We start from the raw sequence: 16,220 nt of genomic DNA, 5'->3' as shown, positions 1-16,220 counted from the left end.
GCTTCGCGGGCACGCCCGCTCCCACAATGAATCGCGCAGGCTTTTCAAGTTTTGAGAAAGGCAGTGGCTCCTGCAGGCACCGTGCTTGGCTTTCAGGCGAAGGCCGCCAATACATCTTCGGCGAATGCCTGCTGTGCCTCGCCGGCCACCTGCGCCCGGTGCCGGGCCAGGGTAAACGGCACGACAAAATCCAGCCCCGGGTCCAGCGCCCACAGTTGCCCCTCGGCTTCCCAGGCCAGGGCGCTGTGACACGGCAGATAACCAATGTGCCTGCCCGACAGAATGAACGTCAGCACGCTCTCGATCTGTTCTGCCACCGCCATGCCGTGCCTGCTCTGGAACGGCTCGTCGCCCTCGATGAAACGGTACGGGTGGCGCACTTGGTCCTGCTCCAGCAAACGCTGGCGCGGCACCTGCGGCATGCCGAACAAGGGATGCCCTTTGCCGCAGTACAGCCGCTGCCGTTCCTCGAACAAGGGCTGATAGTCGAACGCCGCCTGTTTACCGGAAAAATAGCTGATGGCGTAGTCCAGCCGCTGCTCCAGCAACAACCGCTCCAGCTCCGCCGGTGGCGCACTGATCAGTTCCAGTTGCACCGACTCGACGCGGCGGCGAAATGCCGCGATCGCCGCCGCCAGCTTGAGGCTCACCTGCTTGTCCTGGTTTTCCGCCAGGCCGATGCGCACGGTGCCCAGCAGTCGCCCGGCAACACCGTTGGCCTGCTGGCGGAACTGCTCGATGTTCAGCAGCAGCGTGCGCGTGGCTTCCAACAGCATCCGGCCTTTCTCGGTCAGCCGGAAACCACCCTTGCCCCGGCTGCACAGGCGGTAGCCCAGGCGTGTTTCCAGCTGGGCCATGCGTTGGCTGATGGTGGGCTGGCTCAAGCCCAGCAGCCCCTGTGCAGCGCTGAAGCCACCGGCCTCGGCTACAGTGACGAACAGCCGCAGCAGGTGCAGGTCGGGGTCATGCACTTGTCCGAGCATTGCATTGCTCCTGGTGAATGTCAGCTTTGCAAACTTGCCATTTCTTCAATGTAACCCGGCTGACATGCTCGCGGCATCCACCCATTTGCCGAGGTGTCTGTCATGCGTTCATCGTTGTGCCTGTTGTCGCTGGTACTGGCCTTGCCGCTGCAAGCCGAAGAGAAAGTCGTGAACCTTTACAGCTGGGCCGACTATGTCGCCCCGCAGACCCTGCAGCGCTTCGAGCAGGAGACCGGCTACAAGGTCCGCTACGACACCTTCGATACCACCGAAGTGCTGGAAACCAAGCTGCTTACCGGGGGCAGCGGTTACGACGTTGTCGTGCCGTCCGCCACGGTGCTGGCGCGGGCGCTGAAGGCCAATGCCCTGCAGCCGTTGCAGGCCCAGGCCATGCCCGGCTATGCCAACCTCGACCGCGACCTGCTGGCCAAGCTCGCCGAGGCCGACCCCGGCAACCGTTACGCGGTGCCTTACACCTGGGGCACGCTGGGCCTGGGGGTGAACGTACAGGCGGTGCGCCAGCGCCTGGGCGAGGTACCGCTGGACAGCCTCGACCTGCTGTTCAAGCCCGAGTACGCCAGCCGCCTGAAAGACTGCGGTATCGCCATGCCGGACTCGCCGCAGGAAGTGATCGGGGTGGCCCTGAACTACTTGGGCAAGGACCCGTACAGCCAGAGCAAGGAAGACCTGGCAGCTGCCCAGAAGCTGCTGGGCCAATTGCAGCCGTCGATCAGCTACGTTGCCAATGGCCGGCAGATCAGCGACCTGGCCAACGGCAGCGTGTGCCTGGCGCTGACCTACAACGGCGATGCCGCCATGGCCGCCGACCAGGCCCGGCGTGCCGGCAAGCCGTTCGAGTTGATCTACCGCATCCCCCGCGAGGGCACGCTGGTGTGGCAAGACAACCTGGCCATCCCCAAGGATGCACCGCACCCGGAGGCGGCGCGGGCGTTCATCGCCTTCATGCTCAAGCCCGAGTCGGTGGCGGCGCTGACCAACACGCTGTTTTTCGCCAACGCCAACCAGGCCGCCACGCCGCTGGTGGATGAAGCCGTGCGCACCGACCCGGATATCTACCCACCGGCCGAAGTTCGTCAGCGGCTGTTCGCCGACCGCAGCATGGCCCTGGCCGACCTGCGCCAGCGCAACCGCCTGTGGACTGCCTTTCGCAGCCGCCAATAACCCTGCAGACCGAGGAGCCCGACCGTGGAGCAAGCCTTGAACAACGACCAGGCCATTACCCGCGACAGCCTGTATGGCACTGCCGCCGAAAGTACCTATGCCGGCATCACCAGTTTTGCTCGCCGCCGCTACAGCCGCGACCTGCGTGGGGTGGATGTGGTGGTCAGCGGCGTACCGTTCGATACCGCCACCAGCAACCGGCCCGGCGCACGCTTCGGCCCCAGGGCCATTCGTGCCGCCTCGGTGCAGCAGGCCTGGGCCCGCCACTGGCCGTGGGCGTTCGACCCCTTCGACCACCTGGCGGTGATCGACTATGGCGACTGCGCCTTCGACAGCGGCACGCCGCAGTCGGTACCCGGCAGCATCGAAGCCCATGCCGAACGCATTCTGCAAGCCGGGTGCGCGATGCTCACCCTGGGCGGCGACCATTTCATCAGTTACCCACTGTTGAAGGCCCATGCCCGCCACCATGGCCCGTTGGCGCTGGTGCATTTCGATGCGCACAGCGACACCTGGCCGGACGAGGAGGGCAAGCGCATCGATCACGGCACCATGTTCTGGCATGCCGCCCGTGAAGGCCTGGTCGACCCCGCCCACTCGGTGCAGATCGGCCTGCGGACCACCAACGACGACAGCCAGGGCTTCGCCATCCTGGACGCCCGGCAGGTGCACCGGCAGGGCACCGAGGCGGTCATTGCGGCGATTCGCCAGCGCGTGGGCGAGCGCCCGGTGTACCTGACCTTCGATATCGACTGCCTGGACCCGGCCTACGCGCCTGGCACCGGCACGCCGGTGTGTGGTGGCTTGAGCACGGTGCAGGCACTGGAGATTCTCGGCGGGCTGCGTGGCATCAACCTGGTCGGCATGGACTTGGTGGAAGTGGCACCGGCTTACGACCATGCCGACATCACCGCCCTGGCCGGGGCAACCCTGGCGATGGAGATGCTGTGCCTGTATGCCGCCCGGCACAAGGTCGATACCGGCCAATGAGGGGGGGCCGCCAGCCGCCTCCGCTGCGCCTGCTGAAACATCAGGATGCAACTCCACCTGCTTTCACACATCTGGCCGCGAACCCCTGGCGCCTCAGGCTATCAAAGCCAGCAGGCGCCGCGTTTTCGTACAGGAGGTGAAGCATGAGTCCGACATTGCCCACGCTGGCCCTTGGCCTGGCCTTGTGCCTGCCCGTGCACGCGGCTCCACAGCCACCGTTGCAGCTCGCTGCCGACTACCGCAACCCGTACAACAGCCCGATTCAGCGCGCCAACCCCAACAGCCGCCAAGGCAGCCTGCCGGCCACCCCGCCGGTGCGCGGCCCGTCTACCGAGCCGCAACAGCGTGTGCCCACGCTGGACAACCGCGGCATCGGCAATGGCGACAACCTGCGTCGCCAGCAGCAAACCCCGAACCTGGAACCGTCCCGGCCAGCGCGCGACAACCCGCGTGCGCCATAAGCCCACTTGAAAGGAATTGTGCATGCTCCGAGCACCCTGGCTAGCCACCCTGACCGCCGCTGCGCTGCTGCCCCTGCTGGCCCAGGCCGCGTCCGAACAGCAGTTTCCCAGTGAAGAAGGCAGCCTGACCGTCAGCACCGTGGCCGATGGCCTGCGCAACCCATGGGCACTGGCTTTCCTGCCGGGTGGCAAGGACATGCTGGTCACCGAGCGTGCCGGCAACCTGCGCCTGGTCAACGCCGAGGGCAAGGTCGGCCCGCCCATCAATGGCGTGCCGAAAGTGTGGGCCGAGGGCCAGGGTGGCCTGCTGGATGTGGCGTTGTCGCCAGACTTCGCCAAAGACCGCACGGTCTACCTGTCCTTCGCCGAGGAGGGCAGTGACGGCAAGGCCGGCACGGCGGTCGGCCGCGGGCAATTGTCCGAAGACCGCGCCCGGCTGGAGAACTTCAACGTGATCTTCCGCCAGCAGCCCAAGCTGTCGGTGGGTAACCATTTCGGCTCGCGGCTTGTGTTCGACCGCGATGGCTACCTGTTCATCGCCCTGGGCGAGAACAACCAGCGCGCTACCGCGCAGGACCTGGACAAACTGCAGGGCAAGGTCGTGCGAATCTGGCCAGATGGCGAGGTGCCCAAGGACAACCCGTTTGTCGGCCGGGGCAATGTGCGGCCGGAAATCTGGTCGTATGGCCACCGCAACCAGCAAGGTGCTGCGCTCAACCCCTGGACTGGCAAGCTGTGGACCCACGAACACGGCCCGCGCGGTGGTGATGAAATCAATATTCCCGAGGCCGGCAAGAACTACGGTTGGCCGGTCGCCACCCATGGCATCAATTATTCGCTGCTGCCGATTCCCGAGGCCAAGGGCAAGCATGTCAAGGGTATGGTCGACCCACACCATGTCTGGGAGAAGTCGCCGGGCATCAGCGGGATGGCGTTTTACGACAGCCCCACCTTCAAGGCGTGGGACCACAACCTGTTCATTGGTGCGCTGGCCACGCAGGAACTGATCCGCTTGCAATTGAAGGGTGACAAGGTGGTGCATGAAGAGCGCCTGCTCGGTGATCTGAAAGCGCGCATCCGCGATGTACGGGTGGGGCCGGATGGGTATGTGTACGTACTCACCGATGACAAGGACGGCGCGCTGCTCAAGGTCGGCCTGAGCAAGGAGCCCTGAACCTGGCGCGCCCTTGGCCGTGTAGAATGCGGCATGGCCATGACCCCGCAATTCCTTTACCAGCAAGCCCTGGCTACCCAGGGCTATGTCGCCGACCCTGCCCAGGCGCGCGCCGTTGACGCCTTGCAGGGCTGTTTTCAGGCCCTTGGACAGGGCCGCCCGGCCCAGGGTATATACCTATGGGGGCCGGTCGGCCGTGGCAAGACCTGGCTGATGGACCAGTTCCATCGCTGCCTCACCGTGCCCAGCCGACGCCAGCATTTCCACCATTTCATGGCGTGGGTGCACCAGCGCCTGTTTCAGCTGAACGGCACTGCCGACCCATTGCAAGCGCTGGCCCGGGAGCTCGCCGGCCAGATCCGGGTGTTGTGCTTCGACGAACTGTTCGTCAACGACATTGGCGATGCGATCATTCTTGGCCGGCTGTTCCAGGTGCTGTTCGACGAGGGCGTGGTGGTTGTCGCCACGTCCAATCAGCCACCCGAGCAACTGTACCGCGACGGTTTCAACCGCGAGCGCTTCCTGCCGGCTATCGCCGCAATCCAGCGCCACATGCAGGTGCTGCCGGTGGCTGGCGGGCAGGATCACCGCCTGCACCCCGGCGCAGCGCAGCAGCGCTACTGGGTGGTAGAGGCGGGGCAGGCCAGTCGGCTGGGCGAGGTGTTCCGCCAGCTTGGCCCCGACGATGGCGGCACCGACCGGCCGTTGCCGATCGGCACCCGGCAAGTCCAGGTGGTGCGCCGCAATGACCACGCCATCTGGTGCCGTTTTGCCGACCTGTGCGAGCAACCCCTGGCAGCCGTGGATTTCATGGCTTTGTGCGACCGTTTTGCAGCCATTCTGTTATCGGCAGTGCCGGCGCTGGGCGGTGAACAGCGGGCGGGGCGCATTGCCCGTGGCACCGAGGATGCGGCGCTGCGGGTAGTGGCGGGCGATCGCCAGCTACCCGCCTTGTCGCCCAAGGACGACGCGGTGCGCCGGTTCATTGCCCTGGTCGACGAATGTTATGACCGCCGGGTGGCGTTGTACCTGGAGGCGCACGTACCGTTGGATGCCCTCTACACCCAGGGGTACCTGGCGTTCCCTTTTCAACGCACCCTGAGCCGGCTACGGGAGATGCAACTGCAGCGGTTTGGAGGGGGCTAAGCCCGACAGCCGCTCAGCGCCCCAACCATTCGATCAGCGTGCGGTTGAACCTGACCGGCTCTTCGATCTGCGGCGCGTGCCCCATGCCTTCGAAGGTGATCAGCTCACCCTTGGGGATCAGCTTGGTCACCTGCGGCCCCAGTTCGGCGTACTTGCCCAGCCTGGCCTTGACCTGCGGCGGCGCGATATCACTGCCGATCGCCGTGCTGTCCTTGTCGCCGATCATCAGCAAGGTGGGCATCTGCAGGTCCTTGAACTCGTGGTACACCGGCTGGGTGAAGATCATGTCGTAGATCAATGCCGAGTTCCACGCCACCGCTTCATGCCCGGGGCCCTGGTTGAGCCCCACCAGCATCTGCACCCAGCGCTCGTATTCCGGCTTCCAGCGGCCCGCGTAATACGTTTTGCGCTCATACTCGCGTACACCCTCGGCATTGAGCTTCAGCTCGCGGGCATACCACTGGTCCACGGTACGGTAGGGCACGCCAAGCGCCTTCCAGTCTTCCAGGCCGATCGGGTTGACCATCGCCAGCCGCTCGACCTGTTGCGGGTACATCAGCGCGTAGCGGGTGGCGAGCATGCCGCCTGTCGAGTGGCCGAGCACGCTGGCACGCTTGACCCCCAGGCGCTCCAGCAGGGCATGGGTATTGTCTGCCAGCTGCTGGAAGCTGTACTGATAGTGCGCCGGTTTGCTGGACGTGCAGAAGCCGACCTGGTCGACGGCGATCACTCGGTAGCCGGCCTTGCTCAGCGCCTTGATGGTGGTTTCCCAGGTAGCGGCGCAGAAGTTCTTGCCGTGCATCAACACCACGCTGTGGCCGTTGGCCTGGCCTTGTGCAGGCACGTCCATGTAGCCCATCTGCAGGGCCTGGCCCTGGGACTTGAAGTCGAAATGCTGGAGCGGATGCGGGTAACGGAAACCTTCGAGCTGGGGGCCGAAGGTGGGCGATTCGGCAGCGACGGCCGAACCGCCGGCCAGGCACGCCAAGGCCAGAGCTGTTGCGCGCAGCATGGGGGAACTCCCTGTAGAACCTTGTAGGAAAAAAGCACTGTAACAGCCCATGGACCAAGGGGAGGGCGAAAGGTGTTACCGAGCGTGAAACCAGCCCGGGGTGATCATGGTGAGCACTGCATAGCGCCCTGCTTTGGCCACACTCACCAGCAGCAGGAAGCGCCAGAACGGTTCGCGCATGATCCCGGCAATCAGCGTCAAGGGGTCGCCAATCACCGGCATCCAGCTGAGCAGCAGCGACCATTGGCCCCAGCGCTGGTAGCGTTGCTGCGCACGCGCCAACTGCGCGGTGCTGAAGGGGAACCAGCGCTTGTCGCGCAGGTGCTCGATGGCCCGGCCCAACAGCCAGTTCACCACCGAACCGAGCACGTTGCCCAAGGTGGCGACCAGCAGCAGGGTGGCCCAGGCCTCGGGCTGACCCAGTAACAGCCCGACCAGCACGGCTTCCGATTGCAGCGGCAGCAGGGTGGCGGCGCCAAAGGCACTGAAAAACAGCGCCCACAGGCCGAGCATCAGTAGTTGGCGACCACGGTGTCCTGGCCGCCCTGGGTCACCCCGATCACCTGGTAGGCATCCTTGTGGTCGCCCATTTCCATGCCCGGTGAGCCCATCGGCATGCCCGGCACGGCCAGGCCCTTGAGGTCGTTGCGCTGGCTCAACAGGCGTACCTGTTCGGCCGGCACGTGGCCTTCGACGAACTTGCCGTCGATCACACCGGTATGGCACGAAGCCAGGCGTGGGGCCACGCCCAGGCGCTGCTTGACCGCGCTCATGTTCGGTTCGACATGGTCGTTGACGGTGAAACCGTTATCGCGCAGGTGGCTGATCCAGGCCTTGCAGCAGCCGCAGTTGGGGTCGCGGTACACGTCGATGGTGTCGCTAGCCTGGGCCAGGCCGCTCATGGCCAGCAGGCCCAGGGTCAACAGATGTTTACGCAGCATGTCGCAACACTCCTTCAGAGCAAACCGGGCCATAGTACAGGATTCTCAGCAGGTGGCTGTTTCGGGGGCAAGGTCACGCATCAGCAACGCGTGGTCGAGGGCGACCTGTTCCGGAATCGGCAGGTAGACCACGTGGCCATCACCCGGCGCTACCTCGATGGCCTGCCGCTGACCGTTGCATAGGCGCTGCAAGTCGAAATGGTAGTTGCCGCGCGGGGTCATCAGCTCGAGGTGGTCGCCCACCCTGAAGCGGTTCTTCACCTTGACCTCGGCCAGGCCGTCGACGCGCACTCCGGTCAGCTCGCCAACGAACTGCTGGCGCTCGGACACCGAGTTGCCACGCTGGTAGTTCTGGTACTCGTCGTGCACGTGGCGGCGCAGAAAACCTTCGGTGTAGCCGCGTTGTGCCAGCGACTCCAGGTTGTCCATCAGCGCGCGGTCGAAGGGGCGCCCGGCCACTGCGTCATCGATTGCCTGGCGGTACGCCTGCACGGCGCGGGCGCAGTAGAAATGCGACTTGGTGCGGCCCTCGATCTTCAGCGAATGCACGCCCATGCCGACCAGGCGTTCCACGTGCTGGATGGCGCGCAGGTCCTTGGCATTCATGATGTAGGTACCGTGCTCATCTTCGAACGCCGGCATTTCGCTACCGGGCCGGTTGCTTTCCTGCAGCAGGAACACCTGGTCGGTAGGGGCGCCCAGGCCCAGGGTGGGCTGCACTTGGCGAACGATGTCGCCCACGGCGTTCTCGGTGGCGGGCGTGGCATCGTACTTCCAGCGGCAGGCGTTGGTGCAGGTGCCCTGGTTGGCATCACGCTTGTTGAGGTAACCCGACAACAGGCAGCGGCCGGAGTAGGCCATGCACAGGGCGCCATGCACGAACACTTCCAGCTCCATGCCCGGCACCTGTTGGCGGATTTCGCCGATTTCTTCCAGTGACAACTCGCGTGACAGGATCACCCGGCCAAGGCCCATGCCTTGCCAGAACTGCACGCTGGCCCAGTTTACCGTGTTGGCCTGTACCGACAGGTGCACCGGCATGTCCGGAAAATGCTGGCGCACCAGCATGATCAAGCCGGGGTCGGACATGATCAGCGCGTCCGGCGCCATGGCGATCACCGGTGCCAGGTCCTTGAGGAATGTCTTCAGCTTGGCGTTGTGCGGGGCGATGTTGACCACGACGTAGAAGCGCTTGCCCAGCGCGTGGGCCTGGGCAATGCCCAGTGCCAGGTTGGTGTGGTCGAACTCGTTGTTGCGCACCCGCAAGCTGTAGCGCGGCTGGCCGGCATAGACCGCGTCGGCGCCATAGGCAAAGGCATAGCGCATGGTCTTGAGGGTGCCGGCAGGGGCCAGGAGTTCGGGCTTGCTGATCAGGGTCATGGTGCGCACCGGGGCAAAGGGCGCGGATGCTAAGGCACGGGGCTGGTGCATGTTTTGATATATATCAACGGATGTAGCGGCACTTTTGGCCAAGCGGCGCGAACTAATATCGCATACGCCATTCGAGGACCTGCAATGAACGAAACTGCCCTACAGAACAAAGCCCTCGGGGTACTCCTGGCGCTGGTGACCATCGCATTCGTGTGGATCCTGCTGCCGTACTACGGCGCGATATTCTGGGCGGTTGTGCTGGCTATCCTGTTTGCCCCGCTGCAGCGCAACCTGGTGATGCGTTTTGGTCGCCGGCGCAATCTGGCAGCGATCACCACGACCATGATCTGCCTGCTGGTGGCAGTGCTGCCGGTGATCATCACCAGCCTGCTGCTGGTGCAGGAAGGCGCGACCCTGTACCAACGGATCGAAAGCGGGCAGCTGGACATTGCCGGTTACGTCGAACGGGGCAAGGACATGCTGCCGGCGTTCGCGCAAAACGGGCTGGACCACCTGGGCGTGGGCAACCTCGATGGTTTGCGCGACAAGATCACCAAGTGGGCGACCCAGGGCAGCCAGGTGCTGGCCAGCCAGGCCTTCAGCTTTGGCCAGGGTACGTTCGAGTTCCTGATCGGCTTTGGCATCATGATGTACCTGCTGTTCTTCTTCCTGCGTGAAGGCGCCGATGTGGCCCGCCGTGTGCGCCTGGCCGTGCCGCTGCCCGAGCACCAGAAACGCCGCTTGCAACTGAAGTTCAACCGGGTGGTGCGGGCCACGGTCAAGGGCAACGTGCTGGTGGCCGTGACCCAAGGTGCGTTGGGTGGCTTCATCTTCTGGGTGCTGGATATTCCCAGTGCGCTGGTCTGGGGGGTGCTGATGGCGTTGCTGTCGCTGCTGCCGGCAGTGGGCGCGGGCATTGTCTGGGCCCCCGTGGCCGTCTACTTCCTGCTGACCGGGGCGATATTGCCGGGCATCATCCTGACCGCGTTCGGGGTGCTGGTGATCGGCCTGGTGGATAACCTGCTCCGGCCGATTCTGGTAGGCAAGGATACGCGCATGCCGGACTACCTGATCCTGGTATCCACATTGGGTGGGTTGACGGTGTTCGGGCTCAACGGCTTCGTTATCGGGCCGTTGATCGCGGCGCTGTTCATGTCCAGCTGGGCGATCTTCGCCGAGGCCAAGCCGCAGGTGCAATTGCCGCAGTGACGGCCGGCCATGGCTGTTGCGCGGTGTGCCCAAGGGCTGGTGTTTTCGCGCCAGCGGCCTAAGATGGCCGGTGACTGGGCCCGGAACAACCGATGAGCACGAAAGATACGATCTCCATGCAACTGGTGCGTGAGGCGCTGATGCAGACCTGCCCAGCGGGCGAAGCCAATGCCGCCCTGCTGGCGCGTGCCGGCATCGATGCCAGTTGCCTCGAGCTGCCCGAGGCGCGCGTTGCCGCGCAATCCTATGCGCGCCTGTGGCGCTTGCTGGCCCGGCGCTGCAATGACGAGTTCTTTGCCATGGACCCTCGCGGGCTGCGCACTGGCAGCCTGGCGTTCATGTGCCGTGCGAGCATGGCTCAGCCAACCCTGGGGCAAGGCCTGGAAACGGCCCTGGGCTTTCTGGCGCTGATGCTCGAAGACCTGCAGCCGTGCCTGGTGCGCCAACCGGGCCTGGCCGAGATCGTTATCAACGAACCGCGCGCGGAGCCGCGCCGTGCCTTCACCTACTTCACCTTCTGGATGATCGTGCATGGCGTGGCCTGCTGGCTGGCCGGGCGGCGCATCCCCATCCTGGCGATCGACCTGCGCTGCGCCGAGCCACCGTTCTGTGATGATTACCGGGTGATGTTTTCCGAAAGCCTGCAGTTCGGCCGCCCGCGTACGCGCATGATCATCCCCGCCGATTGCCTTGGCCTGGCAGTGCGGCGCAGCGAGCAGGAATTGCAGCGTTTTCTTGCCGAAGCGCCCGCCAACATCCTGGTGCGTTACCGTGACCCGTCCAGCCTGGCGCGGCGCATTCGTACCGATCTGCTGCGCCAGGCACCTGCGCAATGGCCAGCGCTGGAGCACCTGGCGCAAACGCTGTGCCTGTCTGCTTCTACGCTGCGCAGGCGCCTGGCCGAAGAGGGGCAGACCTACCAGGGGCTCAAGGACAGCGTGCGGCGCGAGCTTGCCACCACCTGGCTGGTCGGCGCCGAGCCAGCCATGGGCGAAATTGCCGAACGGCTGGGTTTTGCCGATGCCAGTTCGTTCTACAAGGCCTTTCGCAAGTGGTTCGGCTGCAACCCGGGGCAATACCGCGCGGTGGTCCAGGCTCGCCACGCTGGCAACTGATTCCGTCTGCTGCACACAGCGCCAATGCGTCAGCGTCGGGGGTTTCCAGCCAAAGGAGCACCCCTTCATGCCACAGGCACCCCTGCACCCCAAGCTCGAACGCGCGACGGATGATTTCATCAGCCAGATACTGCCTGATTGGTTGAGGCGGGCCAGCGCCTCACAAATCATGGCGCTGCGCGATGCCTATAGCGCCTACCTCACAAGCCAAGCTGAAATGTCCGCTGTACTCCGGCAGTTGCAGCCGATCGATGCGTTTGCCCGCCGCTTGCTGACCCAGGGCCTTCACCGGGAGGGCGGCGCGCTGCTGGATCTCGACCGCTTGGAATGGCGCGAGCAGCGGCGCAGGTTCAAGGTCGAGCCAGGAAAATTGCCCACGGATGAGTCCTACTTCGTGAGGGTGCCGGCGTTGCAGAGGTTGATGCAAAACTTTGCCAGCGGCGAATCCTTTTATCTGGAGACGGCACTGGTATACCCCGCAGACCCCGCTACCGACGTGCCGGAACGGGTGGCCCTCGATGATTCAGCACGGATTGTAGAGGCCTGCCGCAGTACCGATGTGGGCGCACGCTACCAGGAACACCTGGCCCGGTTGTTCACCCCTGCCTTTGAGCAAACACTGGCCACCAGCCTGCGCCGAACCCTGGCCTTGCAACTGGAGATAGCCGCCACACGCGGGCTTCTGCCGGCAGAGGATGTACAGATAGTGCGCGATATAGTGGCAGGCCGCAGAACTGCCCTTTCAAACGGCCGCACCGTGCGCTGCGGCCCGTTGCAGGTGCTGGGTTGCACGGTGCACGGGGCACTGGTGGTTGAGGTTGCCAACGACAACCAGCGATATGCCGGCAGTGTGCAACTGGTGCTGTCGGACGATGCCCACGCTGCCTTCCGGCACTTGGTTTCCTGGCGTGTGGTGAACTTCGAGCTGGTCGAGATGTTCAAGGATCCCGCTCGGTATGCGGCGCTGGTGGAGCGCATTGCCTTGCATGAGCGGGCAGGGTTCGTCGCCACCCTGGCCAAGCGGCTGGCCGATGATGAACCTGACCTGGAGCCGACCTTCGCCAACTTGCCGCAGGGGCAGTTCGAAGGCCTGGCGTTACAGCAGTTGCAACGGATTCGCGAGGATGCGCGGTTCCTGGCGGTGCCCACCGCTGATGCCGATTCCAGCCAGACGCTGGCACGTGAGCACGCGTTGGCGTCGGCAGGGCTGGCACTGCTCAACCTGGCGGGGTTGTTCGTGCCGACGGTTGGGGCATTGCTGCTTGCCGACATGGTCGTGCAGACCTTGTCGGAGGTTTACGAAGGGGCCAGGCACTGGAGCCTGGGCCATCAGCATGAGGCTATCGAACATTTGCTGGGGGTGGCGGAGAACCTGGCGGTCACAGCGGCGGTTGCCGGTGGCGCCACGGTGGTGGCGCGTGGCTTCGTGCGCAGCACTTTTGTCGATGGGCTGGAGCCCGTCACCAACGATGCAGGGCAGCAACGGCTTTGGTCGAACGACCTGACGCGTTACCAGAGCGCGCGGCCGAGCGGAACACTGCGCGAACTGGACAATGGCCTGCTGAGCGATGGGGTTCGGCACTGGTGGTACCACGACGGTAGCTACTGGCGGGTACGGGCGCAGGGTGAGCATGGCCCTTGGCGCTTGCAGGACGTCACCGATGACAAGGCCTTCGGCCCTGCCCTGGAGTGGAACGCTGAAGCCTCCTGGCAACTGGCCGGCGAACGGCCGCTGGAATGGCAAGGCGCCCAAAGGCTGCTGCAGCGCCTGTGGCCTGCATCATCATCATTGGGCTCGGCGCGGGTTGCGCAGGTGCTCAGGGTTGCCGACGTATCCGAGGAGCATTTGCGCGGTTTGCTGGTGGAGAAGCGACCGATGCCGGTCGCGTTACGTGACACGTTGGAGCGCTTTGCTGCAGGTGAACGAATCGAGCGTTTCTTCGCCCAGGTGGGCAGTGCGGACGGTCAGCTGTGGCAATGGTGCCTGGACGCCCTTGGCCTGCAAGCGCTGCCGCGGGATGAGCAGGTGGTGCAGGTAACCCGGCATGCGGCCAGCCTGCGCCCCCGGCTGCTGGACTACCTGGGCGGCCGCTATCTGGAGGCAGACACCCAGGCCTGGCTCATACGCCGCGATTTTCCGGGCTTGCCAGACGCCTACGTGTTGGAGGTTCTGCGGCATATCTCGACCGAGCAGCGGGTCATCCTGCGCACCCAGGCGCGCCTGCCGTTGGCGGTGGCGCAGCAGGCCCGCGAGCTGTTGCAAGTGGCCAGGCTGACGCGCATGCGTGAAGGGCTGTTTCTGGCTGGCAGCCACCACCCCGGCCTGGACGAGTTGGTGTTCTGCCTGTTGCGCGAGCATGCCAAGTGGCCGGCAACAGCGCAGGTGGAGCTGCGTGAGGGGTCGCTTGCGGGGCGTCGGCTGGCGCAGCTGCCTGGGCCGGAACAAACCGCCGCCAACGTGGTGATGGTCCGGCAGGAGGGCCACTACCGCCTGTATGACGTGGCCGGTACCGAGCTACAGGCCAGCGCGCGGCGGCCGCTTGAATTCTACGAAGCGCTGCTGGCCTGCCTGCCCACGGCAGACAGGCAACGCCTGGGTTGGCAGGGCGACCAGGCGCGCAGTGCACTGCGCCTGGCCCTGCAACGCTGGCTACCGCAGGGGCGTGCTGCGCTGTTGAAATTACTGGGTGCCAGTGACGTTGGCGTGCCGCCGAACCCTGTTCGGCGCCTGCCCGATGGCCGGGTCGGCTACGTGCTCAGCGGCAGGGGCGCAGCGGGTAACTTCAGCCAGCGCGTGTTGCGTACCCGCATTCGAAGCCTCTATCCAGGTTTCAATGAAGAGGAAGTGGAAACCTTTCTGGAGCTGCTGCTGGAGCGGCCAGGTTCGGCGTTCTGCAATCTGTTGCTGCAGGAACAACAGTACCGCAGGTTCAGCGACGCGTTGACACGGTGGGTGGAGGGTACCCGCAACAGTGCCAGCCAGGCGGCGCGGCTGTCTGCTGCAGGCGAACTGCGACGCAGCTGGCGCCTGATCGGCGAGCGGATCGTCGACCAGCACGGCGTGTCCCAAGGCATGCGCCTGAGCCTGACGGGCGTACCCTTGCGCAGCCTGCCGGAGCTGCCGGCGGGCACCGATTTCAACCATCTTGCTGAACTGATACTCAGCGACCTGGCCGTGGAGCATGTGCCGGCCAGCTTCCTGCGCTGTTTCACCCAGCTGCGCTGGTTGAACATGAGTGGCAATCGCCTGAGCGAGGTGCCTGCCGACCTCAGGCACCTGTCGCACCTGACCAACCTCAGCCTGGCGGGCAACCAGATCCGCATGACGGCGGCGGGTGTTGCAACCCTCGGCAGCCTGACGCGCCTGCGTGTCCTCGATCTGAATCACAACCCCCTGGGCGCCATTGCGCTGCAGTTGGACACCTTGGGGCGCCTGCGCGAACTGCACATGCGCGGCGCCAACTTGCAGACGGTACCTGCGCAGTTGCACCGCTGCCGGTTGCAGGAGCTCGCGGATTTGCGCGACAACCATATCGGTGCACTGCCAGAGCCGCTGCTGGAGGCGCCTGAGGGGTTGCGGCGGGCGGTGCAGTTATCGGGTAATCCGCTGTCGAATGCCGTCAGGCAGCGCATGCTGGCCGCAGGTGCAGTGGAGGCTGCCGTTGACGAGCCTTTGCTGGCCATCGCCACCGCACGCGAGCGTTGGCTGGCGTTGGTCGCGGCGCCGCAGCGGGGTTTCAGTGAGGCCCGGTGGGATGGCGTTCAGCGTGAAGAAGGCAGCGATGCATTCTTCCGGTTGCTGACGGAGCTGACCGACACGCGCGATTATCAGGTCATTCCCGATGACCTGGGGCGGCGTGTGTGGCGCATGCTGGAGGCGATGCAGAGCGACACGGTGTTGCGCGAAGAACTGTTCAACCTGGCTGCCGACCCGCGAACCTGTGCCGACAGCGTCGCGAGCTGTTTCAGTGCCTTGGAAGTGCGCTTGTATCTGCGCCAGTCATTGCAACAGGTTGAACCCGTGGCCGCACGGCTCACCCGCTTGCGTGTGGCCAGGCAGTTGTTTCGCCTGGAACAGGTGGAGCGCCTGGCCCGAGAGGATGTGAAGGCGCGCCTGGCGCAAGGGCAGCATGTCGATGAAGTCGAGGTCAGCCTGGCGTATCGCACCGGCCTGGCTGAAGAGCTGGACCTGCCAGGGCAGCCGAGAACGATGCAGTTCGAGACCATCGCCGCGGTCAGCCGGCAGCAATTGGCTGCAGCGGCTGCAACGGTGCGTGAAGCGGAGGCTACCGAGCAGTTGCCCCGCTTCATCGCGCAACGTGATTTCTGGCAGGAGTACCTGCGGCGCGAACAACCAGCAGCGTTCAATGCCGTGGAAGCGCCTTTCTGGGGCCGCATGGAGGGGCTGAGCGCGGAGGCGGCCAATGAAGGCGCCTACCTGCGCGATTTCGACAGGCTCGCGGAAGAGCGCAAGGCGGCGATCGAGGCGTTGCTGTTGCGTTTGACCCGCGAGGCGATGGACCTGCCCACGGGGTCGGGCAGCAGGACTGAGCGCGCTTCGGGGTGACTGCCGGGCGTTGGCGGCAGGCGATCGTTTCCTGCTGCCATCGCCGCTGGGGAAGGCGGCACAGTCGGG

At 65.0% G+C, this 16,220-nt stretch carries 13 protein-coding genes; 8 read left to right on the top strand and 5 right to left on the bottom strand.

The window, feature by feature from the left end; translation table 11 throughout:
* Positions 1–92: 92 nt before the first annotated feature.
* Positions 93–983: a LysR family transcriptional regulator gene (locus GYA94_RS08160; protein ID WP_110676823.1), complete on the bottom strand. Its 891-nt coding sequence runs from the start codon at positions 981–983 to the stop codon at positions 93–95.
* 102 nt (positions 984–1,085) lie between these two features.
* Between GYA94_RS08160 and GYA94_RS08155 the strand changes: the two genes are divergently transcribed.
* The 5 genes from GYA94_RS08155 (at position 1,086) to zapE (ending at position 5,936) form a co-directional block, all read left to right on the top strand.
* Complete coding sequence (locus tag GYA94_RS08155) at positions 1,086–2,165, top strand: extracellular solute-binding protein (RefSeq protein ID WP_161892100.1); 1,080 nt, start codon at positions 1,086–1,088, stop codon at positions 2,163–2,165.
* Positions 2,166–2,189: 24 nt separating this feature from the next.
* A complete protein-coding gene (gene speB, locus GYA94_RS08150) occupies positions 2,190–3,155 on the top strand; it encodes an agmatinase (protein ID WP_161892099.1) in 966 nt (321 codons plus the stop codon).
* A gap of 143 nt (positions 3,156–3,298) precedes the next feature.
* Positions 3,299–3,616: a hypothetical protein gene (locus GYA94_RS08145; RefSeq protein WP_009684192.1), complete on the top strand. Its 318-nt coding sequence runs from the start codon at positions 3,299–3,301 to the stop codon at positions 3,614–3,616.
* A 22-nt stretch (positions 3,617–3,638) separates the two neighbouring features.
* Positions 3,639–4,790, top strand: a complete 1,152-nt coding sequence (locus tag GYA94_RS08140) for a PQQ-dependent sugar dehydrogenase (RefSeq protein WP_110676829.1) — start codon at positions 3,639–3,641, stop codon at positions 4,788–4,790.
* Between the two features lie 33 nt (positions 4,791–4,823).
* Positions 4,824–5,936: a cell division protein ZapE gene (zapE, locus tag GYA94_RS08135; RefSeq protein ID WP_110676832.1), complete on the top strand. Its 1,113-nt coding sequence runs from the start codon at positions 4,824–4,826 to the stop codon at positions 5,934–5,936.
* A gap of 13 nt (positions 5,937–5,949) precedes the next feature.
* On the opposite strand, the gene GYA94_RS08130 is transcribed toward zapE, so the two are convergent.
* From GYA94_RS08130 to trhP, 4 genes are all read right to left on the bottom strand, one after another.
* Positions 5,950–6,948, bottom strand: coding sequence for an alpha/beta fold hydrolase (locus GYA94_RS08130; protein ID WP_161892098.1), 999 nt, complete (start codon positions 6,946–6,948; stop codon positions 5,950–5,952).
* A gap of 75 nt (positions 6,949–7,023) precedes the next feature.
* The gene (locus GYA94_RS08125) at positions 7,024–7,461 is read right to left on the bottom strand and encodes a YqaA family protein (protein WP_161892097.1); all 438 of its coding nucleotides are present in this window, start codon (positions 7,459–7,461) and stop codon (positions 7,024–7,026) included.
* Entirely contained in the window at positions 7,461–7,889 is a 429-nt protein-coding gene (locus GYA94_RS08120; protein ID WP_161892096.1) for a DUF411 domain-containing protein, read from the bottom strand. Before GYA94_RS08120 ends, GYA94_RS08125 begins: the two co-directional genes overlap by 1 nt.
* Positions 7,890–7,934: 45 nt before the next feature.
* Positions 7,935–9,269, bottom strand: a complete 1,335-nt coding sequence (trhP, locus tag GYA94_RS08115) for a prephenate-dependent tRNA uridine(34) hydroxylase TrhP (RefSeq protein WP_161892095.1) — start codon at positions 9,267–9,269, stop codon at positions 7,935–7,937.
* Between the two features lie 135 nt (positions 9,270–9,404).
* Between trhP and GYA94_RS08110 the strand changes: the two genes are divergently transcribed.
* The 3 genes from GYA94_RS08110 (at position 9,405) to GYA94_RS08100 (ending at position 16,151) form a co-directional block, all read left to right on the top strand.
* Positions 9,405–10,469, top strand: coding sequence for an AI-2E family transporter (locus tag GYA94_RS08110; protein ID WP_161892094.1), 1,065 nt, complete (start codon positions 9,405–9,407; stop codon positions 10,467–10,469).
* Positions 10,470–10,561: 92 nt separating this feature from the next.
* On the top strand, positions 10,562–11,584 hold the full coding sequence (locus GYA94_RS08105; protein WP_054904903.1) for an AraC family transcriptional regulator: 1,023 nt from the start codon (positions 10,562–10,564) through the stop codon (positions 11,582–11,584).
* Positions 11,585–11,651: 67 nt separating this feature from the next.
* Positions 11,652–16,151: an NEL-type E3 ubiquitin ligase domain-containing protein gene (locus GYA94_RS08100; protein WP_161892093.1), complete on the top strand. Its 4,500-nt coding sequence runs from the start codon at positions 11,652–11,654 to the stop codon at positions 16,149–16,151.
* The last annotated feature ends 69 nt before the right edge of the window (positions 16,152–16,220 follow it).

The organism is Pseudomonas juntendi (assembly GCF_009932375.1).
Taxonomy (GTDB): Bacteria; Pseudomonadota; Gammaproteobacteria; order Pseudomonadales; family Pseudomonadaceae; genus Aquipseudomonas; species Aquipseudomonas juntendi.
The sequence above is the reverse complement of the archived record's forward strand: the minus strand, read 5'-3'. Positions and strand labels throughout refer to the sequence as shown.

What these genes read in the sequence shown, in the direction of transcription:
- GYA94_RS08160 (WP_110676823.1), bottom strand. Translation starts at nt 983, where the DNA reads ATGCTCGGACAAGTGCATGACCCCGACCTGCACCTGCTGCGGCTGTTC.
- GYA94_RS08155 (WP_161892100.1), top strand. Translation starts at nt 1,086, where the DNA reads ATGCGTTCATCGTTGTGCCTGTTGTCGCTGGTACTGGCCTTGCCGCTG.
- GYA94_RS08145 (WP_009684192.1), top strand. Translation starts at nt 3,299, where the DNA reads ATGAGTCCGACATTGCCCACGCTGGCCCTTGGCCTGGCCTTGTGCCTG.
- GYA94_RS08140 (WP_110676829.1), top strand. Translation starts at nt 3,639, where the DNA reads ATGCTCCGAGCACCCTGGCTAGCCACCCTGACCGCCGCTGCGCTGCTG.
- zapE (WP_110676832.1), top strand. Translation starts at nt 4,824, where the DNA reads ATGGCCATGACCCCGCAATTCCTTTACCAGCAAGCCCTGGCTACCCAG.
- GYA94_RS08130 (WP_161892098.1), bottom strand. Translation starts at nt 6,948, where the DNA reads ATGCTGCGCGCAACAGCTCTGGCCTTGGCGTGCCTGGCCGGCGGTTCG.
- GYA94_RS08125 (WP_161892097.1), bottom strand. Translation starts at nt 7,461, where the DNA reads ATGCTCGGCCTGTGGGCGCTGTTTTTCAGTGCCTTTGGCGCCGCCACC.
- GYA94_RS08120 (WP_161892096.1), bottom strand. Translation starts at nt 7,889, where the DNA reads ATGCTGCGTAAACATCTGTTGACCCTGGGCCTGCTGGCCATGAGCGGC.
- trhP (WP_161892095.1), bottom strand. Translation starts at nt 9,269, where the DNA reads ATGACCCTGATCAGCAAGCCCGAACTCCTGGCCCCTGCCGGCACCCTC.
- GYA94_RS08110 (WP_161892094.1), top strand. Translation starts at nt 9,405, where the DNA reads ATGAACGAAACTGCCCTACAGAACAAAGCCCTCGGGGTACTCCTGGCG.
- GYA94_RS08105 (WP_054904903.1), top strand. Translation starts at nt 10,562, where the DNA reads ATGAGCACGAAAGATACGATCTCCATGCAACTGGTGCGTGAGGCGCTG.
- GYA94_RS08100 (WP_161892093.1), top strand. Translation starts at nt 11,652, where the DNA reads ATGCCACAGGCACCCCTGCACCCCAAGCTCGAACGCGCGACGGATGAT.